This is a genomic window from Dyella terrae (assembly GCF_004322705.1).
Taxonomy (GTDB): domain Bacteria; phylum Pseudomonadota; class Gammaproteobacteria; order Xanthomonadales; family Rhodanobacteraceae; genus Dyella_D; species Dyella_D terrae.
In genome coordinates this window covers 1,068,331-1,088,842 of sequence record NZ_SIZZ01000001.1, presented here as the reverse complement: position 1 = coordinate 1,088,842, position 20,512 = coordinate 1,068,331, and the positions used below count along the sequence as shown (strand labels likewise).

The 20,512-nt window shown below is 64.3% G+C and carries 20 protein-coding genes; 7 read left to right on the top strand and 13 right to left on the bottom strand.

The genetic code is table 11. The features are described 5' to 3' along the window. Nucleotides 1-22: 22 nt before the first annotated feature. On the bottom strand, nucleotides 23-364 hold the full coding sequence (locus EYV96_RS04915) for a 4a-hydroxytetrahydrobiopterin dehydratase (RefSeq protein ID WP_131150358.1): 342 nt from the start codon (nucleotides 362-364) through the stop codon (nucleotides 23-25). Nucleotides 365-511: 147 nt separating this feature from the next. Between EYV96_RS04915 and EYV96_RS04910 the strand changes: the two genes are divergently transcribed. Then, a complete protein-coding gene (locus tag EYV96_RS04910) occupies nucleotides 512-1,120 on the top strand; it encodes an NfuA family Fe-S biogenesis protein (RefSeq protein WP_131150357.1) in 609 nt (202 codons plus the stop codon). Nucleotides 1,121-1,186: 66 nt separating this feature from the next. Here the strand turns inward: EYV96_RS04910 and EYV96_RS04905 are convergent, their stop codons facing one another. Further along, complete coding sequence (locus tag EYV96_RS04905; RefSeq protein WP_131150356.1) at nucleotides 1,187-1,540, bottom strand: c-type cytochrome; 354 nt, start codon at nucleotides 1,538-1,540, stop codon at nucleotides 1,187-1,189. A 21-nt stretch (nucleotides 1,541-1,561) separates the two neighbouring features. Then, a complete protein-coding gene (locus EYV96_RS04900) occupies nucleotides 1,562-1,885 on the bottom strand; it encodes a c-type cytochrome (RefSeq protein WP_131150355.1) in 324 nt (107 codons plus the stop codon). Between the two features lie 196 nt (nucleotides 1,886-2,081). Here EYV96_RS04900 and EYV96_RS04895 point away from each other — a divergent pair, with 196 nt between their 5' ends. Beyond that, a complete protein-coding gene (locus tag EYV96_RS04895) occupies nucleotides 2,082-3,167 on the top strand; it encodes a glycoside hydrolase family 18 protein (RefSeq protein WP_165488598.1) in 1,086 nt (361 codons plus the stop codon). A 74-nt stretch (nucleotides 3,168-3,241) separates the two neighbouring features. Here EYV96_RS04895 and EYV96_RS04890 read toward each other — a convergent pair whose 3' ends face one another. The 4 genes from EYV96_RS04890 to EYV96_RS04875 form a co-directional block, all read right to left on the bottom strand. Beyond that, nucleotides 3,242-4,480 (bottom strand): TraB/GumN family protein, encoded by a 1,239-nt coding sequence (locus EYV96_RS04890; protein WP_131151499.1) that lies wholly within the window; start codon nucleotides 4,478-4,480, stop codon nucleotides 3,242-3,244. A gap of 101 nt (nucleotides 4,481-4,581) precedes the next feature. Further along, nucleotides 4,582-5,472: a carbon-nitrogen hydrolase gene (locus EYV96_RS04885; protein WP_131150353.1), complete on the bottom strand. Its 891-nt coding sequence runs from the start codon at nucleotides 5,470-5,472 to the stop codon at nucleotides 4,582-4,584. Between the two features lie 115 nt (nucleotides 5,473-5,587). Beyond that, nucleotides 5,588-6,625, bottom strand: coding sequence for an agmatine deiminase family protein (locus tag EYV96_RS04880; RefSeq protein ID WP_131150352.1), 1,038 nt, complete (start codon nucleotides 6,623-6,625; stop codon nucleotides 5,588-5,590). An 83-nt stretch (nucleotides 6,626-6,708) separates the two neighbouring features. Further along, nucleotides 6,709-7,050, bottom strand: a complete 342-nt coding sequence (locus EYV96_RS04875; RefSeq protein WP_131150351.1) for a hypothetical protein — start codon at nucleotides 7,048-7,050, stop codon at nucleotides 6,709-6,711. A 291-nt stretch (nucleotides 7,051-7,341) separates the two neighbouring features. Between EYV96_RS04875 and EYV96_RS04870 the strand changes: the two genes are divergently transcribed. From EYV96_RS04870 to recJ, 3 genes are read left to right on the top strand one after another with little or no spacing between them, the layout of a single operon-like run. Next, nucleotides 7,342-9,249 carry an ABC-F family ATP-binding cassette domain-containing protein gene (locus EYV96_RS04870; RefSeq protein WP_131150350.1) on the top strand — a complete coding sequence of 636 codons (1,908 nt, stop codon included), beginning with the start codon at nucleotides 7,342-7,344 and terminating at the stop codon, nucleotides 9,247-9,249. After that, nucleotides 9,246-10,166 (top strand): phosphoglycerate mutase, encoded by a 921-nt coding sequence (locus tag EYV96_RS04865; protein ID WP_131150349.1) that lies wholly within the window; start codon nucleotides 9,246-9,248, stop codon nucleotides 10,164-10,166. The genes EYV96_RS04870 and EYV96_RS04865 overlap by 4 nt, the downstream gene beginning before the upstream one ends. Then, nucleotides 10,163-11,878 (top strand): single-stranded-DNA-specific exonuclease RecJ, encoded by a 1,716-nt coding sequence (gene recJ / locus EYV96_RS04860; protein WP_131150348.1) that lies wholly within the window; start codon nucleotides 10,163-10,165, stop codon nucleotides 11,876-11,878. Before EYV96_RS04865 ends, recJ begins: the two co-directional genes overlap by 4 nt. A 4-nt stretch (nucleotides 11,879-11,882) precedes the next feature. Here recJ and EYV96_RS04855 read toward each other — a convergent pair whose 3' ends face one another. Then, entirely contained in the window at nucleotides 11,883-13,043 is a 1,161-nt protein-coding gene (locus EYV96_RS04855) for a GGDEF domain-containing protein (protein WP_131150347.1), read from the bottom strand. A 258-nt stretch (nucleotides 13,044-13,301) separates the two neighbouring features. On the opposite strand from EYV96_RS04855, the gene EYV96_RS04850 reads away from it, so the two are divergent. Then, nucleotides 13,302-13,676: a SpoIIAA family protein gene (locus EYV96_RS04850; protein ID WP_131150346.1), complete on the top strand. Its 375-nt coding sequence runs from the start codon at nucleotides 13,302-13,304 to the stop codon at nucleotides 13,674-13,676. Nucleotides 13,677-13,678: 2 nt separating this feature from the next. On the opposite strand, the gene EYV96_RS04845 is transcribed toward EYV96_RS04850, so the two are convergent. From EYV96_RS04845 to EYV96_RS04825, 5 genes are read right to left on the bottom strand one after another with little or no spacing between them, the layout of a single operon-like run. After that, complete coding sequence (locus tag EYV96_RS04845; protein WP_131150345.1) at nucleotides 13,679-14,833, bottom strand: ABC transporter permease; 1,155 nt, start codon at nucleotides 14,831-14,833, stop codon at nucleotides 13,679-13,681. Next, the gene (locus tag EYV96_RS04840) at nucleotides 14,830-16,002 is read right to left on the bottom strand and encodes an ABC transporter permease (protein ID WP_131150344.1); all 1,173 of its coding nucleotides are present in this window, start codon (nucleotides 16,000-16,002) and stop codon (nucleotides 14,830-14,832) included. The genes EYV96_RS04845 and EYV96_RS04840 overlap by 4 nt, the downstream gene beginning before the upstream one ends. Next, nucleotides 15,999-16,997 (bottom strand): HlyD family secretion protein, encoded by a 999-nt coding sequence (locus EYV96_RS04835; protein ID WP_165488597.1) that lies wholly within the window; start codon nucleotides 16,995-16,997, stop codon nucleotides 15,999-16,001. Before EYV96_RS04835 ends, EYV96_RS04840 begins: the two co-directional genes overlap by 4 nt. Beyond that, nucleotides 16,994-18,403, bottom strand: a complete 1,410-nt coding sequence (locus EYV96_RS04830; RefSeq protein WP_165488596.1) for a TolC family protein — start codon at nucleotides 18,401-18,403, stop codon at nucleotides 16,994-16,996. Before EYV96_RS04830 ends, EYV96_RS04835 begins: the two co-directional genes overlap by 4 nt. A gap of 50 nt (nucleotides 18,404-18,453) precedes the next feature. Then, nucleotides 18,454-18,789 carry a hypothetical protein gene (locus EYV96_RS04825; RefSeq protein ID WP_131150342.1) on the bottom strand — a complete coding sequence of 112 codons (336 nt, stop codon included), beginning with the start codon at nucleotides 18,787-18,789 and terminating at the stop codon, nucleotides 18,454-18,456. Here EYV96_RS04825 and asnB point away from each other — a divergent pair. After that, a complete protein-coding gene (asnB, locus tag EYV96_RS04820; RefSeq protein ID WP_131150341.1) occupies nucleotides 18,770-20,437 on the top strand; it encodes an asparagine synthase B in 1,668 nt (555 codons plus the stop codon). The genes EYV96_RS04825 and asnB overlap by 20 nt on opposite strands. Nucleotides 20,438-20,512 lie beyond the last annotated feature (75 nt).

Sequence of the window (20,512 nt, the reverse complement as noted above, 5' to 3'; positions counted from 1 at the left end):
GCGGGCTGCGGGTAAGGGGCGATCAGTGGGCGAGGAGGGTTTCGACGCGCGCGGCGCAGATGAAGTCATTCAACGAGAGACCGCCGACATCGTGCGTGGACCACAGCACCTGGCAGTGGCCGTAACCCGCCTCCAGGTCCGGATGGTGATCTTCCTGGTTGGCCATGAATCCCACCGCATTGATGAAGCCCAGCGTGTGGTGAAAATCCTTGAACTTGAAGTCCTTGACCATCGCCTTGCCATCGGCCGTCACAGTCCAGCCCGGAAGCTCGGCCAGCAGTGCCTTGACCTGGGTGGCATTGAGCGCGTTTTCGGGGCCCTTGCGCGGGATGCAATGCTGGTTGGCGAGGTCGGCGATCGTCATGGCAGTTCCTGGAGCGAGGCAAAGGTCGCAAGGGTCGAAGTTGCCCGATAAAAAGTAAAGCGATGGATCGTTTGCCGAAATAGGACTAAAATGGTGCTGTTTCGGTCGCCGGAGTCAGACGGCACCTGGATCAGACGTGGAGCAGGCATGATCGACATTTCCGAACGCGCGCAGCAACACTTCCTGCGCCTTCTTTCCCAGCAAGGCATCGAGGGGCTGAGCATTCGCTTGTCAGTAACCTCGCCGGGTACGCCTGCAGCCAATTGCGAACTCGAATTCTGTGAGCCCAACGAGCTCTCCGGCAACGAATGGACGGTCGAGTGCGAGGGCTTTCTGTTCCACATCGACGGCAACAGCGCCTCGTGGCTGGACGGTGCCAGCATCGACTACGAGCCCAATCTGACCGGTGGCCAGCTCAATATCAGCGCCCCACGCATCAAGGGCGAACTGCCGGGCCTGGAGTCTGGCCTGGTCGAGCGCGTGCGCTATGTGCTTGAGGCGGAAGTGAATCCACGCGTCGCTTCCCATGGTGGCCGGATCACGTTGCTTGAAGTGAGTGCGGACGGCGTGGTGCTTCTTCAGTTCGGCGGGGGTTGCCACGGGTGCGGCATGGTCGATGTCACGCTCAAGCACGGCGTGGAGAAGACCCTGCGCGAGCGCGTGCCGGAGATTACCGAGGTACGCGATGTTACGGATCACCAGGGCGGCGAAAATCCCTACTACCGCAAGAAAGAAGGACAGTCCGCGCTGGGCTGAGCACCACGAAGTCGCCCACAAAAAAGCCCGCCGATCGGCGGGCTTTTCGCATCCGGGCTGGACGAATTACTTGTCGCCCTGGATATGACCGTTGAGCGTATCGAGCTTGGTCGGCAGGCTCGAGAAGTAAGCCGCGACGTCTTCGATGTCCTGCTCGGACAGCGTGGCGACAAAGCCCTTCATGATGGCGTTGTTGCGGTGGCCGTCCTTGTACTCATGCAGCACCTGCTGCAGGTACACGTTGTACTGACCCGCCAGTCGCGGGTACTGCGGATCAACCGCATTGCCGTCGGTGCCGTGGCAGGCAAAGCACGTGGCGGCCTTGTTCTTGCCGGCTTCGATGTTGCCCGAGGCCATGGACTGGGTGGAAGCGAACGCCAGGATGGCGCCGAATGAAATCAGGGTAAGAGCGCGATTCATGCGGGTGAGATCCTTGGCGGCTTACTTGGTAAGGCTGGAGAGATAGGCGGCGATGTCTTCGATGTCCTTGTCGGACAGACTCTGCGCCTGAGCCACCATGGTCGGGTGGGTGCGGTCGCCGCTCTTGTAGCCATGCAGCGCATTGACGATGTACTGCTCATTCTGGCCGGCGATCTTCGGCACCGGGTAGCGCGGGTAGGCGTTCTCGTAACCTGGCACGCCGTGGCAGCCGTTGCAGGTGTACACGAGTTTGCGGCCAGCGGCCTTGTCGCCTGCGGCATGAGCGTTGCCAGTGACGAGTAGTGCGGCGGCGACGGTCAGGCCGAGCAGTTGCAGTCGATTCATCGAGATCATTCCCACGATTCCGGCGGGTACATGGCGGTAAGTCGCGGAAGTATAGTGTCTGGGTCCAAGCAGGAACAACTTTTCGTCCGAGCCCTCCCCAAAACCGGGCCCGGCCCTCACGACTGTGCGAAAGAGGATGGCCATGCAGAAACTGATCCGAACGGGCCGGAAGGCCTTGGCTTGGCTGGTATTTGCAATGCTTGCGGGCGCCGCTCAGGCCCAGCCGGCCGGCGCGCCAGCGCACCCTTACCGGATCGTCGGCTACGTGGCCGACGCCAGGCCGCTGCCGCCCATCAGCGCAAACAAGCTGGACGTGATCAATTACGCCTTTGCGACGCTCGATCCCAAGGGCGACATCGTGCTGCAGAGCCCCAACGCCGCTGAATCCCTCGCGGCGCTGACGGCGCTTCGCAAGATCAACCCGCAGCTGAAGATCGTGGTGTCCGTGGGCGGTTGGGGCGCGGATCATTTCTCCGAGGCTGCCCTGACTGACGCCTCGCGCACCAGGTTTGCCGACGACGGCGCGCAGCTCATAGAGAAGTACGACCTCGACGGCATCGACATCGATTGGGAATACCCAACGCTCCCCGGCGACAACATCAGTCATCGCCCTGAAGACAAGCGCAATTTCAGTCTGATGCTCGAAGCGCTGCGCGCGCGACTGGACAAGCTCGGTGCCACGCATGGAGGTCGTCATTACCTGCTGACCATTGCCGCGGCTGACAGCGAATTCGTCGCCGGCATCGAGATCGAGCGTGTGTCGCGCTCGCTCGACTGGATCAACTTGATGACCTACGACTTCCACAACGGCCTCACGCCAACCACCGGGCATCACGCGGGGCTGCATCCTTCGGCGCTGGATCCGGCGAATGATCGCGCCGCAGACAAGGCGGTCAAGCAGTTCCTCGATGCAGGCGTCCCGGCGAAGAAGCTCAATCTGGGCGTGCCGTTCTACGGTCGCGCATTTACCGACGTAACCGCGACACACAACGGCCTGCAGCAGAAGTACGGCAGATTCCTCTCTGCACCCACCTGGGATGAGCTCAAGGCGAACTTCATCGGCAAAAACGGCTATGTGCGTTTCTGGGATGCCAGGGCTCAGGTGCCCTATCTCTGGAATGCCAGCACGCGCACCTTCGTGACCTACGAAGATCCGCAGTCGCTCAAGCTCAAGATGGACTACGTGAAGCGGCACAAGCTCGGCGGTGCCATGTACTGGGAGCAGGGCCTCGATAAGCAAGAAGAGTTGCTTGACGTGATGGACAAAGCGCTCCGTCACTGAGTTTGCGGCAACAGATACCACATCGCCCCGTCAAGGACGGGGCGATGTAAGCCAGCCAGCCGGACCCTGCAGGATCAGAACAGGCTTTTGAAGATGTGGATGCCCGCGATGTACTCAGCGGCCACCGTGCCGATGCATACGAGGAAGAAATTCAGCAGCGTGCGGGCGATGCGATTGCGCCACCAGCCGCGCCAGTGACCGATGTCGTCGCGCAACGTGTCGAAGTCCGCCACGCGCGGCTTGCGCACCCAGGCCTCGACCATCGCGCTGATGCCGCCGGAAGGAATGCCGGGGCGGAATGGCTTGATCGGTCCGGCAATGGCGGCCGCAAGCACGCTCAGCGGATGGCCGCCTGCGACGATGGCGCCCAGGGCCGAGAGGCCCGCTGTCCACATCACCCAGTCGCGCAGTGCCTGAGCCCCGAGCGCCGCATTGCGATGAAACGCAAAAGCAATGGCGGCGAACACGGCCAGCACCAGGCCGATCGCCAGGTACTTCGGCCACTTTGACTTGGGAGGCGACTTCGCGAGCTCCGCAGCGAGCGTTGCCGGATCGTCCTGCTGCGAACGCAGGGCTTCGCACATTCCTTTGAGATGGCCCGCGCCGATGACCACCAGGACGCGACGCTGCTCGGCAAATCCTGAGCGTTTTGCCTCCTCGCGCAGGCGCGCCGCCATGTAGGCGTCACGTTCGGCGATCAGTGCCTGGTAAAGCGGTGCGGAGTCGCGGGCAAACTCGCCGAATGCACTCTCCAGCATGTCGCCCTGCTTGAGCTTTTCGATCTCCTGCTCTTCGATGTTCTCGCGTTCGAAGACACTGGCAATCAGGCCACCCAACAGGCCAAAGCGCTGCATGAAACTTACGCCGCGCCATGCGCGCTTGAGCGTCGTGCCGACTTCGCGATCAACCAGCCACACCGGAACGCCGCGCAGGTCCGCGCCGTCCATGGCCGCCTTCATTTCCGCGCCGGGCTGGATGCCGTACTGGTCGGCCAGGCGCTTCTGGAACGAGGAAAGCACCAGGCTGGCGCCCACCATGCCGGCCTTGCCCTGGCGGATGACCTGGAACAGGTCCATCTGCTTGATGGCGTCGGGATGGCGCATGCCCTGCGCGCGACTTGGGCAAAGCTCCACGGCAACCGCGTCGAAATGCTCGAGATCCAGCAGGGCGTCGACCGCTTCCACGCTGGTACGCGACACGTGCGCTGTGCCGAGCACCACGTACTCCACGCCATCGCGGAACACCCGCTCGATCGGCTGGCCCTGCAGGGCCGCTGGCAAGGTGTCGGCAGGCAACGTGTCGTCCAGGCTCATGCGTTCGTCATCGTGGGGTGGAAAGTCCTGCATGGGGGCAATGCCGTTCCGGGCAAGACCGGGGTGTCATCAGACACCCCGTTTAGGAAATTTCGTTCGGCTCAGTCGCGGAAACGCTTCAGCAGATCGCCGTAGGCGTCGATGCGGCGGTCACGGAGGAACGGCCAGATGCGGCGAACGTGCTCGCTACGCGCCATGTCGACATCCACGATCAGCAACTGACGACCTTCCGTCCCGGCCTGGGCCAGGAACTCGCCCTGGGGACCGGCAACGAAACTACTGCCCCAGAACTGAATGCCGGCGCCCACGCCGGACACATCCGGCTCATAGCCCGTGCGATTGACCGACAGCAGCGGCAGGCCATTGGCGACGGCATGGCCGCGCTGGACGGTAACCCAGGCCTCGCGCTGGCGTTCCTTCTCGGACGGCTCGTCGTTCGGATCCCAGCCGATGGCGGTCGGATAGAGCAGCAGGTCCGCGCCAGCCAGCGCCATCAGGCGGGCGGCTTCCGGGTACCACTGATCCCAGCACACCAGCACGCCAAGCCGGCCCACGGAGGTTTCGATGGGATCGAATCCCAGGTCGCCCGGCGTGAAGTAAAACTTCTCGTAGAAAGCCGGATCGTCGGGGATATGCATCTTGCGATATTTGCCCGCGATCGCCGCCGAACGATCAAAGACCACGGCAGTATTGTGGTACAGGCCGGTCGCGCGCTTCTCGAACAGCGAGGCGACGACCACCAGCTTGAGTTCCTCGGCCAGCTTGCCCAGACGCTCGGTGCTCGGGCCGGGAATCGTTTCAGCAAGGTCGAATTCCGTCACCGACTCGTGCTGGCAGAAATACGGGCCGTTGTGCAGCTCCTGCAGCAGCACCAGTTCCACGCCCGCCTTGGCCGCTTCGCGCAGCCCGGCTTCGATGGCGTCGAGATTGGCGTCGCGGCTGCCGCGATCGGTTTCCTGCAGCAGCGCAACTTTGAGAGTCTTGCGGGTCATGCCGATATTCCTGTTCGCCCCCAAAGGGATGGAGATGGGGATGGGGAAGAGTCTAGCGGACGGGCGTCAGGGCCCTGTCCATGCGCCCGAGATGTGCGGGCGCAAGGGGCTTCAATCAATGCGCGATGCCGGCTGGCAGCTGCATGGTGATGCAATGCAGGCTGCCGTTCTGCCAGATCAGCGGGCGGCAGGGCACCTGCACGATTTCGCGGCCCGGATGGGCCTGGCCAATGATGCGCGCGGCTTCGTCATCCGCCTTGTCGCCATAGGCCGGTACCAGCACGGCACCGTTGACGATCAGGTAATTGGCGTAGGACGCGGCGAGGCGTCGACCTTCGTCGAGAATCGGTTGGGCCCAGGGCAACGGATACAGCGTGTAAGCCTGGCCGTCCCTGGTGCGCAGGGCGGCAAGCTCGTCGCCCATTCGCTTGAGTTCGTCGAAGTGCGGGTCGCTCGCGTCGTCGCAGGCCTGGAACACGATGCGATGGCCTGGTGCGAAGCGGGCCAGCGTGTCGATATGGGCGTCGGTGTCGTCGCCTTCCAGATAGCCGTAGTCCAGCCACAGGATGCGATCGGCGTGCAGGCCATCGCGCAGGATCGCGCTCATGTCCTCGCGCGACTGCTCCGGATGGCGCTGGGTCAGGCACTTCCACGTCGTCAGCACCGTGCCTTCGCCGTCGCTCTCGATGCCGCCGCCTTCCAGCGCCCAATCGATACGCTTGTGGCCGGCCTGGCCAAAAATGCCGGCCTGCACCAGGCCCGCGACCAGCGCGTCATCCTGTTCCGCGCCGAACTTGCCGCCCCAGCCGGTGAAGCGGAAATCTGTCAGCTGGAAGGCACCGTGGCCGTCGTTGAGGGTGATGGGGCCGGAGTCGCGCAGCCATGTGTCGTCGTAGGGCAATTCGACCAGGCGCACGCGCGACAGATCGACCCTGGCCTCGCGCAACAGGGCTTCGACGTGGGCGCGAAGCGCCGCATCGGCCACCACGATGATCAGCGGCTGGAAACGGGTCACGGCGCCAGCCAGGGCCACATAAGTGGTTTCCACCTCGGCCAGGCGGTCGGCCCAGTCGGTATCGGCGTGCGGCCAGGCGATCAGAACCGCAGACTGCGGTTCCCATTCCGCCGGCAGGCGCAGGGAAGAAGTGGTCATGGGGAAACTCGCGCTGCAGAAGGGCAAACGCGAATTGTAGGGGAGGGGGGGAGGGTTGAGTAGCGCTCCCCCTGGAAAACGGCTTAGTTCACCAAGGCAGGATTGGTGTTATTGCCCGCCGGGGTGTTCAGCACGGCGTGAATCACGTGGCTGTGCTCGAAATACACGATGAAGGTCGAGTATTCCCAGCGGTTGATCGTCGGGTGCTTGGAGGTGTCGCCGCCGCGCGGCGTGAGCTTGCGCTCCGGAGCGCCGTATTTCTTCTCCACCTGGCCCATCGACATGCCGCGCTGGGGCAGATCCATGCCCTTTTCCTGCTGCACGCGGTTGACCAGCAGGTTATCCGCGTGGGCAACGGGCGAGGCCGACAGGCCGGCCAGGGCCAGCAAGGCAACGACGGGCAGGCTGATGCTGAACTTGTTCATGGTCCCCTCTCCACGCGACAGGGCGCAGTCACACTGCGCGTCTGCTGGTTAATCCGGCGTCCCGGCGGTGTATCCCCTAGGTCTGCGTCGCCGGGCCATTCAGCCGCAGCGTGCAATGCCGCGACGTTGTATCAGATGACCGGCTACCGCGCCATGTGGTGTCGCGACTTGTGCGATGGGTTACTCAGTTGGCCGACCGTGGCGCTACGGTGGAGCGCCAGCCTTGAGCGCCCATCCCCGCTATCATTCCCCCTTTGGGCGAAGCCCGCCCCGCCAAGACGTCCCTTCATCATGATCTCCTTCCGCCATTTCGCGCTTCGCCGCGGCAGCCGGCTGCTGCTCTCCGACATCGACCTGGTCATCCAGAGTGGGTGGCGCCTGGGCGTGGTGGGGCGCAACGGCTGCGGTAAGTCCAGTCTCTTCGCGGCCCTGCAGGGTCAGGTGGAAGCCGACTCCGGCGACCTGGACATGCCCGCCCGCCTGCGCATGGCCTCGGTGGCCCAGGAAACCCCGGCCCTCCCTGATCCGGCCATCGAATATGTGATGGCCGGCGACGTTGAGCTGGCCGCGGCCCTGCGTGACGAACTGGATGCGGAGGCGCGCGGTGATACCGAAGCCATGGCCAGGGCGCACCACCGGATCGAGGAGCTGAACGGTTACGACGCCCGTGCGCGTGCCGGTCGCTTGCTGCATGGCCTGGGTTTCACGGCCGATACGCACGAACGCGCGGTCAAGGAGTTCTCCGGCGGCTGGCGCGTGCGTCTGAACCTGGCCCGCGCGCTGATGGCGCCGTCCGAACTGCTCCTGCTCGACGAACCGACCAACCATCTGGATCTGGACGCTGTGCTGTGGCTGGAAGAATGGCTGCGCCGCTACCAGGGCACCTTGCTGGTGATCTCGCATGACCGCGAATTCCTCGACGGCGTGATCACCCATACGCTTCACCTCAACGAAGGTCGCGGCAAGCTCTACACCGGAAACTACAGCGCCTTCGAGCGCCAGCGGGCCGAGCAGTTGCGCCTGCAGCAGATCGCGCATGATCGCGAACAGGCTGAGCGCGCGCATTTGCAGTCTTTCATCGATCGCTTCAAGGCCAAGGCCAGCAAGGCCAAACAGGCACAGTCGCGCATGAAGCGACTGGAGAAGATGGAGGGCACCGAAGCGGTGCGCGCCGAGCGTGCGTTCCACTTCCAGTTCGCCAAGCCCGACCGCCTGCCTGATTCCATGCTGCAGCTGGAAGAAGTCACCGCCGGCTACGCCGATCCTGAGGGCGGCCCACCGGCCGAGATTCTGGTTGACGTGCGTTTTCGCCTGGAAGCGGGCGAGCGTATCGGTCTGCTCGGCCCCAACGGCGCCGGTAAGTCCACGCTGGTCAAGACGCTGGTAGGCGAGCTGACGCCGCTCGCCGGCGAGCGCAAGGCGCACAAGGATCTGAAGATCGGTTACTTCGCCCAGCACACCGTTGAAAGCCTGCATGAGGGCTCCAGTCCCTTCAACCACCTGCAGGAAAAGGCGCCGGGCGTCGCCGCCCAGGTGCTGCGCGACTTCCTCGGTGGCTGGAATTTCGCTGGCGATCGCGCCTTCGAATCGGTCGATGGATTCTCCGGCGGAGAACGTGCGCGCCTGGCGCTGGCGCTGATTGCGTGGGACAAGCCGAACCTCCTGCTGCTCGACGAACCGACCAACCACCTGGATCTCGACATGCGCGAGGCCCTGGCCGACGCCCTGGCGGATTTCGATGGCGCGCTGGTGCTGGTGTCGCACGACCGCCACCTGCTCGGCATGGTGTCCGACAGTTTCTGGCGCGTCGCCGACGGCAAGGTCGAAGCTTTCGACGGCGATCTGGACGACTATGCGCGCTGGCTGAAATCGCGCAACAGCGAGGCGAAGAAGCGCAACAAGACGGTCGACAAGACCGTCGAAACGCCGGTTGAGTCGGCCGCTGATCGCCGTCGCGCCGATGCAGTGCAGCGCGAGAACGAAAAGGCCGCACGTCAGAAGGTCAGGAAGCTCGAAACACGCATCGCCACCATCGACAGCGAATTGAAGGCGCTGGAGGCGAAACTCGCCGACCCCGCGACTTACAACGGTTCCACGGCAGAGATGATGAAACTCGGCCAGCGCCAGACCGAGCTTCGCCGCGAAAAGGAAACGCTCGAGGGTGAATGGATGGAACTGTATGAGACGCTCGACGCATGAGCGCCGTTGATGGCCGCCCTCCGCTGACCTGGTGGCTGCCGTCCCTGCAGCGATTCGACATCCGTTCGCCCGTCCGGGCCTGGTTGCGTCGCGCGGACCGGCTTGCCGATGGCGCGGTCGGCTATATCGATGGATTGAGGGCAGCGTTTCCGCTTGAGGGTGAACTTCCCGCCGCTGCACTGACGCGTGAGCTGCTTGCCGGTGACGCGGGCACCGATGTCTGGCTGAGCGCCGACCCGGCGTGGATCCAGCCCGATATCAACGGTGCCCGTCTGCTTGCCTGCGGGCGGCTCGGGCTGACGATGGACGACGCGCTGGCGCTGGCCGAGGCCTTGTATCCCACGTTTGCCGAGGTCGGCATGGCGCTGGAGGTCACCTCACCCGACCGCTGGCACGTTCGCGTCGATGCGGACGATGTGCCCGCCTTTGCTGCACCCGAGCAAGCGCTGGGTGAAGACCTCTACATGCATCTGCCGCAAGGTCCGCAGGGGCGTCGATGGCGCGCGCTGATCACGGAAGTGCAGGTTGTCCTTCACCAGCATCCGCTCAATGAACAGCGCCGCGAGCGAGGCATGCCGCCGGTCAACAGCCTCTGGCTGTGGGGTGGTGGTGTCTTGCCACCCCGTGTCCGGACATCCTTTGAAGGCGTGGTCACTGACGATGTCCTGATGCGTGCATTGGCGCAGCGCGCAGGGGTGTCCGCCATGGCATGGAAGGACGCTGATGTCGAGCGGCTGCAAACCGGATGGCTGATGGACCTGCAGGGCTTGCCCTGGCAGGACATCGAAACGAACTGGCTTTCTCGCATCGAGGCATCCGGCCGTCGCCAACCGGTGAAGGTTCATTTCGCCAGCGGCGAAATCTGGCTCCGCAAGCCCTGGCATCAGCTGCGATTCTGGCGAGGCAGCGCGACATGAGCGCGAGCGAAGTCCGGCGTCGCGTGGCTGCGGGCGTGCCAAGCGGGTGGGGGCATGAGGTCCATCCCGTGCTGCAGGCGATCTATGCGGCGCGCGGCGTGCTGACGCCCGCACAAGCGGATCATCGCCTGGCCTGCCTGCTCACGCCGACCATGCTGGGTGGCATGGAGCGGGCCGTCGAGCTGCTGATGAAGGCCGTGGCGGAAGACTGGTCGATTCTCGTTGCGGGCGACTACGACTGCGATGGCGCCACCGGTACAGCTGTGGCTGTGCGTGGCCTGCGTCTGCTGGGCGCGCGTCACGTGAACTACGCCGTGCCCAATCGGTTCTTGCATGGCTACGGACTCAGCCCGGCGCTGGTGGAATCGCTGGAGCCCAAGCCAAGGCTGATCATCACGGTCGACAACGGCGTGGCCAGTATCGCAGGCGTGGCTTGTGCGCAGGCGCTCGGCATCAAGGTGATCGTCACCGATCATCACTTGCCTGGCGAACAGTTGCCGGCGGCCGATGCGATGGTCAATCCCAACCTGACCGACGACACATTTCCCAGCAAAGCACTGGCGGGCGTCGGCGTCGTGTTCTACCTGTTGCTGTCCTTGCGCGCCGCCTTGCGTGAACGCCAGGCCTACGCGGATGGCCCGGAGCCGGATCTTTCGAGTCTGCTTGATCTGGTGGCCCTCGGTACCGTCGCGGATCTGGTTCCACTGGATTACAACAATCGCGTGCTGGTCGAGGGCGGACTCAAGCGCATCCGCTCGGGACGCGCTTGCGCCGGCATTCGTGCATTGATCGAGACCGGCAAGCGCAGTGTGTCCACGCTATGCGCGAGCGACATGGCCTTTTCGGTGGGTCCGCGCCTCAATGCCGCAGGCCGACTCGAAGACATGCGCCTTGGCGTGGAATGCCTGCTGACTGACGAGCCGGCCATGGCTCGTCGCTATGCCGAGCAGTTGAGCGCGATCAACCAGGAGCGCCGCGACCTGCAGGCGTCGATGGTCGCCGAGGCTGAGGTGATGGTCGGCGTCGCCACCAGCAGCGACGCTGTGGGCGTGGCCTTGTATGAGCCCACCTGGCATGCAGGTGTCGTCGGCCTGGTTGCCTCCAAACTGAAAGAGCGGCTGCATCGGCCGATCTTCGCCTTTGCGCCGGCAAGCGAAGACAACGTCGACGAGCTGCGTGGATCGGGGCGCTCCATCGCAGGATTCCATATCCGCGATGCGCTGGCGGCCATCGATGCGCGCGAGCCGGGCCTGATTGAGCGCTTCGGCGGCCATGCAATGGCCGCCGGGCTGAGCCTGAAGGCGGTCGATTTCCCCCGCTTTGCAGCGGCATTCGATGCCATCGCGCGACAGTGGCTGAGCGAAGAGCAACTGCAGGCGGCGCTCTACACCGATGGTGAGCTGCCCATGGGCTCGGCGACGCTGGACCTGGCGCGCCAGATCCGCTTTGGCGGCCCGTGGGGTCAGGCCTTCCCGGAGCCGTTGTTCGACAACGAGTTCGAATGCGTGAGCTGGCGCGTCATGGGCGAAACGCATCTGCGCTTCGATCTGCGTGACCCTCGCGATGGCTCACGCCTGGAAGCCGTGATGTTCAACGCTTACAAGGGGACGCCGCCCCCGGCGCGGATGCGTGCCGTCTTCGAACTGGGCATCAACGACTGGCAGGGGCGTGAAAGCGTGCGGCTTCTGCTGCGGCAGATCGAAGCCGTGTGAGGGTTCAGGCCTGACGGGCCTGGATCACTTCGTTACGCCCCTGGGATTTTGCCTGGTACAGCGCTTCGTCGGCGCGCGCCACGATGGCCTGAAATGTTTGCCCGTCCAGCGCCGTCGCCACGCCGATGCTGGTCGTCATGGCGATGGACTTGCCACGATAGGCGAACGGTACATCGGCCAGTTCCGCGCGCAGTTGCTCGGCCATGGACGACGCCTCATGCATGGACCAGCCAGGCAGGCCCACCACGAATTCTTCGCCGCCATAACGGCCGGCGACCGCATCGCCTTCGGGCAGGTGGCGACGAATCATGCGCGCCACGTGGCACAGCGCGGCATCACCCGCATCATGGCCCCAGGTGTCGTTGACCTGCTTGAAGTAATCGAGGTCGATGACCAGCAGGGAAAACGGCTGGCCGGCCTGCCGTGCGCGCCCCAGGCTGAGGACGCCGTCGTTGATGACCGCGCCGCGATTGAGCAGGCCGGTAAGCGAATCCATGCGCGCCGTGCGCCGTAGATCGACCATCAGTCGCTCCGTCACCATCAGCAGCAGCGAGAAATAGCCGGCCAGGCCCACCACGATGCCGGCGACGTAAGTGATGATGATGGGCGAGCCCGCCGCGAAGGCGTTCTGTCCGGCGTCGGGATTGAGCGGCAGCGTCGCGCGATAGGCGAAGTGCAGGGCGTCGGCCACCATGATGGCGGCGGCGATGCGGCAGCTGAGCCGGACATCGCGCGGCGCGTAGCGAAGCAGATAGGTGACCGTCCATGCATCCCATGCGACGGACACCGCGCTGAAAAGAACAACGCGCGTTCGAAGGTCGGGCGTGACGTAGGTGAACCAGATATTGAGCGCCGAGTAGAGGGCGACCAGCATGAGTGGCCAGCGCCACCGAAGCGGGCGGCCGACATGCAGTGCCACGCCTTTCAGCAGCAGTGCCGACGCCAGGGTGACCGTGACGTTGGCGACGCTGATCGACAGCCAGTCGGGGATCTGGTTGCGCAGCCCGAGCAGGATGATGCCGATCGTGCCGATCCACAGGCTGGTCACCCACCAGCGCAATACCGGCAACCCGCGCAGCACCAGCATCAGGGACGTGAACCCGATGCACGCGCCAAGGCTGCAAAGGAATCCGACGATGGCGAGAGTGGGTAGATCCAGTTGCATGTCTGCTCCTGCGGAGCCGCCCGCCAGCCATGCGTGCGAAATGAAGACCTTGGGGGGTTCTGCTTGGGTTGTATTGCGCCGGGAAGCGCCTGACGAGCGTACACGGCCCGCCCCGACATCGCATCCCACGGCATGCCAGAAGGAGGATCGGCCGTCTTCGGGAAAACTTGAGCGCACGGCTTAGCATGCATTTCACATGATGTTTCCGTCGCATGCGCGAGCGTGGCAGTCAGGTTTCCAGCGCGAAGGGCCCCCGCCATGATCGTTCAGATGACCGGCCTGCCTCCGGGTGTGATCGGCTTTACGGCCCACAACCAGGTTACGGCAGCGGATTACGAACGGGTGATCATCCCGGATATCGAGGCCGCATTCGCCATCAATCGAAAACTGCGCGTGATCTTCCACATCGACCAGGACTTCACCGGTTTCGACGCCGCGGCCATGTGGGATGACGCCAAACTCGGCATGCGTCACTTCAGTGGCTGGGAACGCGCTGCGCTGGTGACGGACGTGGGCTGGCTGCGCACGTTGTCCAAAACGCTGGGCTTTCTTTCGCCCGGGGAGTTTCGCCTTTTCAGCACGGCGCAACTCGATGAGGCGCGCGCCTGGGTGTGCGAGGCGGAAGGCGGTTGATCTTAAGGGTCGGTAAGAACGGTGGTGGTGGATGCGTGAGGTCGCGGTGACAGGGCCAGCAATCGCCACGCACCCAGCCCGCCGTACAGTACGACCAGCAACGCCATCTGCCCCAGTTCGGGCGCAATGTCACGCAGGCTCGCTCCCATCTGATTGAGCTTCACCATGGCCTGGATGCCCGGTGTGCTCGGTGCCAGTTTGCCTAGCCACCCCATGGCCGTTGGCATGGCGTCGAGTGGCCAGGAAATGCCACTCAGGAAAAAGATCGGAACGGAAGTCACCGACAGTGACTGCAGCACGCGTGCCTCGCGCATGAAAAAGCTGCCCGTGAACAAGGCCAGCGCCACGATCGATGCAATGAACAGCGGCATCGCGACGAGCAGTCCCGGCAGGTTGCCTCCGCGCGGATAATCCTGGATCCAGAAATTGAGGCCATTGAAGTACAGGCCGTTGATCGTGCCAACGAGCAGGAAAAACAGCACCCAGCCCAGCAACTCCCCGCCGCTGGTGAAACCGCCCTGGCTGCGCCGCACGGCAATCAGCATCGCGGCGCCGAACCACAGTGTCTGCTGCACGATCAGCTGGGCCACGGCCGGCACCACGTAAGAGCCGTAACCTTCGCGCTTGTTGAACATCGGGCGCTCGATGGCGGTCAGCGGCTGCGCCACCTGGGCCATTCGGGGTCCGGCAATGCCTGCTGCCAACAGTTTGCCGCCAACAATATCGAGGCCGGCGCTGGTAACGGCCTTCGCCAGGGATTCGAGGACAGTCTGGTTGCGAATCAGATAGGCGCCGTTGCTGTAGAGCCCGAGCTCACCGGCTTCGCCGCGCCGCACGTCGCGCTCGTAGTCTTTGGGGATGTACAGGTAGCCGTCGATATCGGAGCGCGCAAGCGCATGCTGCGCCGCGTAGACATCTGAAAGTTCATCCACGACCTGCACGCCGTCGACGGCACGGACCTTGCGGATCAGGGCTCGGCTCAGCGCCGAGTGGTCGCCATCGACAATGGCGATCGGCAGTTCGCTTGCTACCTGGTGTCGATAAGCGAGCGGGTAGTAGAACGAGTACAAGATGGTGGCGCCCAGGAGGATCAGCGCCGCCGAGGCATGATGTCGAAGCGTCCGCCACACGCCGCGGAAGCCATCGCGCGCGCTCATGTCGCTACCACGCCGGTTTTGTGGCGGGCGCGGCTCATCAGCCACAGGCACGGCAGCGCCAGCACGATGGGAAAGGCGAGCAGGGCAGCGATCTGGGGCAACGAATCGGCGATCGACGAACCCATCTGCCACTGCTGGTTTTGCAGTCGCATATAGGCGGTGTAAGGCAAGGCATGCGTCCAGACCTGGACAAACATCGGCGCGCCGATGGTCGGGAACAGGGTATTGGCGTAAGCCAGCGACGGCCCGGCGAAGAGGCTGCCCGCGCTGAGCGCCCGCGCAGTTTCGCCCGCCGCACCGGCAAACAGCACGGCGAAGGCCGCGTAGGCCACGTACATGAGCCACTGCGCCAGCGCGATGAGCCAGACGCTGCCTTCGACCGTCCAGCCGCGAATGCCGCTGAGCCACGCCAGGGCAACCAGGTTCCAGGCGGTGTAGACCAAAATGTATGGCAGCAACTTGCCAGCCAGTGCGGCCGCCACCGATCCATCGCCGATCCAGTCGTCCATGCGGCCATCGTCCGCCTCCCGGCAGATCGCGCCGATCATCGCGCACAGGGCTAGCAGGTGAAGCACCGCCGGATGCACCATCGATACCAGCGCCTGCTCGAAGCTCACCTGCGGGTTGAACAACGACACAGCCTGCACGTTAAGCGGCGACGTCGCCGCAACGGGGCGCTGCCCCGCACGCTTGTCGGTCAGGCGGGCTCCTGCCAGCTCGCCCGACAGGCTCTGGATCGCGCCTTCGACGGCGCGGCGGACCTGGTTGCCCGAGCTGTAGAAGCTGTCGTTGAAGAAGATGTAGATCTTCGCACTGAGTCCCCGGTTGATCTCCCGTTCGGTGTTTTGCGGAATGTCGACGATGGCGTAAGCCTCCGCGCGACGGAACAGGCGGCGTGCGGCTTCGTCATCGCTGGTGCTGAGCACGACATGTGCTGACGAGGTGGCATCGATCCGGCGTACCAGCGCGCGACTTACCGGGGAGGCGTCATGGTCGATGACCGCCACCGGAAGCTCGGTCGCCACGCTTGGGGTGAAAATCCACGCAATCACGACGACAAGGATCAACGGAAAACCAAACAGCAAGAACTGGTCCCAGCGACTTCGCGCCACATGCTGCCACTCGCGCCGCCAGCAGCGCACGATGGGCGAGGGCTGTCGCGCGCTCATGTCGGCCAGTCGAACAGGACGCTCATGCCGGGGCGAAGCTCGGGCGGGGCGTTGTCCGGGCGAACGCGGACCTCGAAGGTCTTGATGTCATAGCCCGAGGATTCGCGCGTCGCGCGCCAGGTGGCGAAATCGCCAAGTGGCGCGATGTAGTACACCTTGAAGCGCAGCCGCTTGTCATTGAGCGCCGGAACGGTGCCGCTCAGCTCCTGACCGATCCTGAGCCCATGAAACTGGTTTTCCCGCACATTGAGCGACACCCACAGCTTGTCCGGTTCGAACATGCTGATCACCGGAAGCGTGGGCGGCACGACCTCGCCGACATTTGCGTTGCGCCGGCTGATTTCACCGGCCACCGGTGCCGTAATCCGTAATTCGGCCTGCAAGGCGGCGACTTCACGCACGCCTGCTTCGGCCTGGCTCGCCAGGGATTCGGCGCTCTTGATGTCTTCCGGTCGTGCGCCGCCAAGGGCCTTTTCATACTGTGCCTTGGCGGCTGCCGCCGCATTCGCGGTGGCTTTCGCCATGGCGACGGCTTCATCCCGCCTCTGCAGGGAAACGACGCCTTCGGCATAGAGGTTGGCGACGCGCGTCACTGTCCTGGCGGCCAGCGCGGCGTTGGCCTCGGAGGCCTGCCACGCGGAACGCGCGCTCTGGATGTCTTCGCTTTGCGCACCATGACGCGCCTTGGCCGCCTGCGATTCGGCTGCCACTTGTTGGGCCTGTACCTGCGCCAGCTTGGCGTCGAGTTCCGGGCTGCTGAGCACGAACAACAACTGGCCCGCTTTGACGCGATCGCCTTCGTGCACCATCACCGCCTCCAGTCGTCCGGGGACCTTGGCGGCCACCTGGATCTGGTCGGTGTCGACCATGCCCTGGATCATCGGTTTGGGCGGTCGGGCTGCGAGCCACAGGCCGAGCACGACGATGGCGACGACGATCACCACGGCCGTCACCACCGCGGCCCGTGGAATCTGCGTCGAACGAGGTGCGGTCATGGCGACGTCTCCGCGAGCACTTTGTCCGCCCCGCGCATCAGTGCAGGGTATTGGTCCATCTGGCCCGTGGCGTCGAGCAGTTGCGCCAGGGTGACATCGAAGTTGTAAGCAGCTGCCGCGCGCTCCACGAGCGCTGCGGCGAGGAGATTTTCCGCGTCAATCATTTCTGTCGCAGTCCCCTGACCTTCGCGGAAGGCCAGTGCCTGGATGCGCACGTTTTCGCGTGCCAGCGCCTCGCTCGATTGCAGCAGTTCGTACTGTTCTCTTGCACCCATCAGCATTTCGTAGGCCGTGGCAACAGCCGTGCGGACCTGGGTTCGCGCTTCATGGGTGGCATCCTGTGCCGCTTCGCGCGCTCGCCGGGCGGCACTGATGCTGCGCTGGCGGTCAACATTGGACAGCAGCTCGTAGCGTACGCCGATACCGACGATCCAGTCCGGATCAATGACCAGCTGGTCGCTGCGCTTGAGGTTGTATTCACCCAGCAGCACAACCGTGGGTTTCCACTGCGAACGCGCGGCACGCTCGACCTGCGCAGCGGCGTCGGAGGCCGCATCGAGGCTGCGAACTTGCGCATTGCGGTTGTCTGCGCGCTCGACATAGGCCTGCTTGGTGTCCAGTGGCGTCGTGATGAGGAACAGCGGGCTGGCGAGCGTGAGCGTCTGCTCGGTACGAAGCAGGTTGGAAAGTGCGATGCGCGCCGATTCGAACGTGCGCGCCGCGGCCTGGCAGCCGCGCAAGGAAGCGTCGCGAGCCACTTCCACCTGCATGCGCTGCGCGCGCGTCGCCATGCCTTGTCGTTCCATGGCCTGGGCGTTTTTGAGGTGCTGCTCCATGCCGTCGCGAACCTGACAACGCACGGTCTGCATCTGCTCGGCCAGCGCCTGGCCAAAGTAGAGCGTAGCCAGTTTCACGCGCTCAGCGTCGTGCGCGTGTTCGGCCAGCGCTTCCGCCTGACGCTGCATGGCGCGTGCGCCTTCCTGTGCCGACGTGATCTTGCCGCCGGTGTAGACCGGCCACAGCGCCGAAACGACCGGGCGCAGCACGTCTTGCGTGTAGCTGAACTTGACGTCGGGCAGGGAGCCGAAAAAATCCTGGATCGGCGGAGGGATCGGCTTGCCATTGGCAGTTACGTCGTTCAGCGCCGGCAGGCTCGCCGAGTCCAGCGTCTTTTGGTATCGAAAGGCCTGGACCGCAAGCGATACGGTCGGCAGGTTCAGCGAATCCAGCGATGCCGCCGTATCCGCGCGACTGTCGCGAAATGCGTCGGCCGCCTTGATGGCGTCAGAGACTGTATCCAGCCGGCTTGACGCATCGGCGTACGTCAGTGGCTTCTGAGGCAGTTCAGTGGCCTGTACGCAAGCGGATCCCGCAAGCCAGAGCCCCGTCGCAAGACCGGTGAGCATTCCCCCGCGCCGCAAACCCATCCCGACTGGCCCATCCCGTTGCGATGGGCTTAGTGAACGCAGGCACAGGTGAAATGGACGCCAAGACCGGGCTCATCAAAAAGCGCTTGCGCGCGGCACAGGCTTCTGCTCAACTCAGATGCCATGTACATCCGCGCCATCAATGCCGCTCTGAACTCTGCTGCCGCCAAGGCGCCGTCGGTGTTGGTCGCCCGTAATAATCGTTCGAACAATAACGCCCCCAATCCTGGGTGGGCCGGCGCGTAGCCGAAGTTCGACGAATCAACTACGCGACGAAGGCCCGCCCAGTGCGGGCCTTCGTCGTTTCCGGGCCCTGAAAAAACCGACGCGACGAGGAAATCCACCATGTGTTCAATATTCGGCATGTTCGATCTGCAACCGGGCGACGACCTTGCCGCCCTGCGGCGCCAGGCGCTGGAGCTGTCCCAGCGCCAGCGACACCGCGGCCCCGACTGGAGTGGCGTGTTCGTGGATGCGGGGGTGATCCTCGTGCACGAGCGACTGGCCATCGTTGACCCGGCGAGCGGTGCGCAGCCGCTACGCTCTCGCGACGGTTCGCTCGCACTCGCCGTCAACGGTGAGATCTACAACCATCGCGAATTGCGTGCCGCCAGTGATTACGATTTCACCACTGGCTCCGATTGCGAAGTGATCAACGCGTTGTACCGGTCACGGGGAGCGGACTTCCTCGGCCAGCTCAATGGCATCTTCGCCTTCGCCCTGTGGGACAGCGAGTCGCAGCGTTACCTGATTGCCCGCGATCCGCTGGGCGTGTGTCCGCTGTACTGGGGGCACGATGCGCAGGGGCGCCTGTGCGTGGCTTCGGAAATGAAAGCCATCGCCGACCTTTGCCCGGACGTCGCCATCTTCCCGCCCGGCCACGTTTACGACAGCGCGACCGGCGAGCTGACGCGCTACTACAGCAAGCCATGGCGCGACTACCGTGCGACCCGGGGCAGCGAGATCTCACCGGTCGAGCTGAAGCAAGCTTTCGAACAGGCGGTCCACCGGCAGCTGATGACCGACGTGCCCTACGGTGTCTTGCTTTCCGGCGGACTGGACTCGTCGCTGGTGACAGCCTGTGCCGCCCGTTTCGCCCGTGAACGCATCGAGGATGACGATCGCAGCGAAGCCTGGTGGCCGCGGCTGCATTCGTTCGCCATTGGCCTGGACGGCTCACCTGATCTGGCCGCAGCGCAGATCGCGGCCGAAGCGCTGGGAACGGTGCACCATGGTTTCGTTTACACCTTCTGGGAAGGGCTGGATGCGTTGCCCGAAGTGATCCGCCACATCGAAACCTACGACGTCACCACCATTCGCGCTTCGACGCCGATGTATCTGCTGGCCCGGCGCATCAAGGCCATGGGCGTGAAAATGGTGCTCTCTGGCGAAGGTTCGGACGAAATCTTTGGCGGGTACCTGTACTTCCACAAAGCACCGTCGCCCGAGGCCTTCCACGAGGAAACCGTGCGCAAGCTCGATGCCCTGCACAGCTTCGACTGCCTGCGCGCGAACAAGGCCATGATGGCCTGGGGCGTGGAGGCGCGCGTGCCGTTCCTGGACCTGGCGTTCATCGATACGGCCATGGGTTTCGACGCCCGGCAGAAGATGGCGTGCGCAGGGCGCATCGAGAAGGCCATCTTGCGCGAAGCGTTCCAGGGCGCCTTGCCGGACTCGATCCTGTGGCGGCAGAAAGAGCAGTTCAGCGATGGCGTCGGCTATGGCTGGATCGACGGGCTCAAGGCGCACGCCGAGCAGGCCGTGACCGATCGCGAATTTGCCGCGGCGGCCACGCGCTTCCCCCATAACCCGCCGGCCACCAAGGAGGCCTACCTCTATCGCCGCATTTTCGAGCAGTTCTATCCCGGGGCTGCTGCGGCAGCGACGGTTCCGGGTGGGAAATCCATCGCCTGCTCCTCGCCGGCGGCGCTGGCCTGGGATCCGGCATTTGCCGCGGCGGCCGATCCCTCTGGCAGGGCGGTGAAGGGCGTCCATTCCAACGCCCTTGGGTGATTGGCCAGCGATCAGCGGGAAAAGCAAGCGCGCGGGGCCTGCTTTTCCCGTTTCCTGTTAACCGTTTACCGTTCC

What these genes read in the sequence shown, in the direction of transcription:
- EYV96_RS04825 (WP_131150342.1), bottom strand. Translation starts at nt 18,789, where the DNA reads ATGCCGAATATTGAACACATGGTGGATTTCCTCGTCGCGTCGGTTTTT.
- EYV96_RS04905 (WP_131150356.1), bottom strand. Translation starts at nt 1,540, where the DNA reads ATGAATCGCGCTCTTACCCTGATTTCATTCGGCGCCATCCTGGCGTTC.
- EYV96_RS04855 (WP_131150347.1), bottom strand. Translation starts at nt 13,043, where the DNA reads ATGCAACTGGATCTACCCACTCTCGCCATCGTCGGATTCCTTTGCAGC.
- EYV96_RS04875 (WP_131150351.1), bottom strand. Translation starts at nt 7,050, where the DNA reads ATGAACAAGTTCAGCATCAGCCTGCCCGTCGTTGCCTTGCTGGCCCTG.
- EYV96_RS04830 (WP_165488596.1), bottom strand. Translation starts at nt 18,403, where the DNA reads ATGCTCACCGGTCTTGCGACGGGGCTCTGGCTTGCGGGATCCGCTTGC.
- recJ (WP_131150348.1), top strand. Translation starts at nt 10,163, where the DNA reads ATGAGCGCGAGCGAAGTCCGGCGTCGCGTGGCTGCGGGCGTGCCAAGC.
- EYV96_RS04915 (WP_131150358.1), bottom strand. Translation starts at nt 364, where the DNA reads ATGACGATCGCCGACCTCGCCAACCAGCATTGCATCCCGCGCAAGGGC.
- EYV96_RS04890 (WP_131151499.1), bottom strand. Translation starts at nt 4,480, where the DNA reads ATGAGCCTGGACGACACGTTGCCTGCCGACACCTTGCCAGCGGCCCTG.
- EYV96_RS04880 (WP_131150352.1), bottom strand. Translation starts at nt 6,625, where the DNA reads ATGACCACTTCTTCCCTGCGCCTGCCGGCGGAATGGGAACCGCAGTCT.
- EYV96_RS04910 (WP_131150357.1), top strand. Translation starts at nt 512, where the DNA reads ATGATCGACATTTCCGAACGCGCGCAGCAACACTTCCTGCGCCTTCTT.
- EYV96_RS04835 (WP_165488597.1), bottom strand. Translation starts at nt 16,997, where the DNA reads ATGACCGCACCTCGTTCGACGCAGATTCCACGGGCCGCGGTGGTGACG.
- asnB (WP_131150341.1), top strand. Translation starts at nt 18,770, where the DNA reads ATGTGTTCAATATTCGGCATGTTCGATCTGCAACCGGGCGACGACCTT.
- EYV96_RS04870 (WP_131150350.1), top strand. Translation starts at nt 7,342, where the DNA reads ATGATCTCCTTCCGCCATTTCGCGCTTCGCCGCGGCAGCCGGCTGCTG.
- EYV96_RS04850 (WP_131150346.1), top strand. Translation starts at nt 13,302, where the DNA reads ATGATCGTTCAGATGACCGGCCTGCCTCCGGGTGTGATCGGCTTTACG.
- EYV96_RS04845 (WP_131150345.1), bottom strand. Translation starts at nt 14,833, where the DNA reads ATGAGCGCGCGCGATGGCTTCCGCGGCGTGTGGCGGACGCTTCGACAT.
- EYV96_RS04900 (WP_131150355.1), bottom strand. Translation starts at nt 1,885, where the DNA reads ATGAATCGACTGCAACTGCTCGGCCTGACCGTCGCCGCCGCACTACTC.
- EYV96_RS04895 (WP_165488598.1), top strand. Translation starts at nt 2,082, where the DNA reads ATGCTTGCGGGCGCCGCTCAGGCCCAGCCGGCCGGCGCGCCAGCGCAC.
- EYV96_RS04865 (WP_131150349.1), top strand. Translation starts at nt 9,246, where the DNA reads ATGAGCGCCGTTGATGGCCGCCCTCCGCTGACCTGGTGGCTGCCGTCC.
- EYV96_RS04840 (WP_131150344.1), bottom strand. Translation starts at nt 16,002, where the DNA reads ATGAGCGCGCGACAGCCCTCGCCCATCGTGCGCTGCTGGCGGCGCGAG.
- EYV96_RS04885 (WP_131150353.1), bottom strand. Translation starts at nt 5,472, where the DNA reads ATGACCCGCAAGACTCTCAAAGTTGCGCTGCTGCAGGAAACCGATCGC.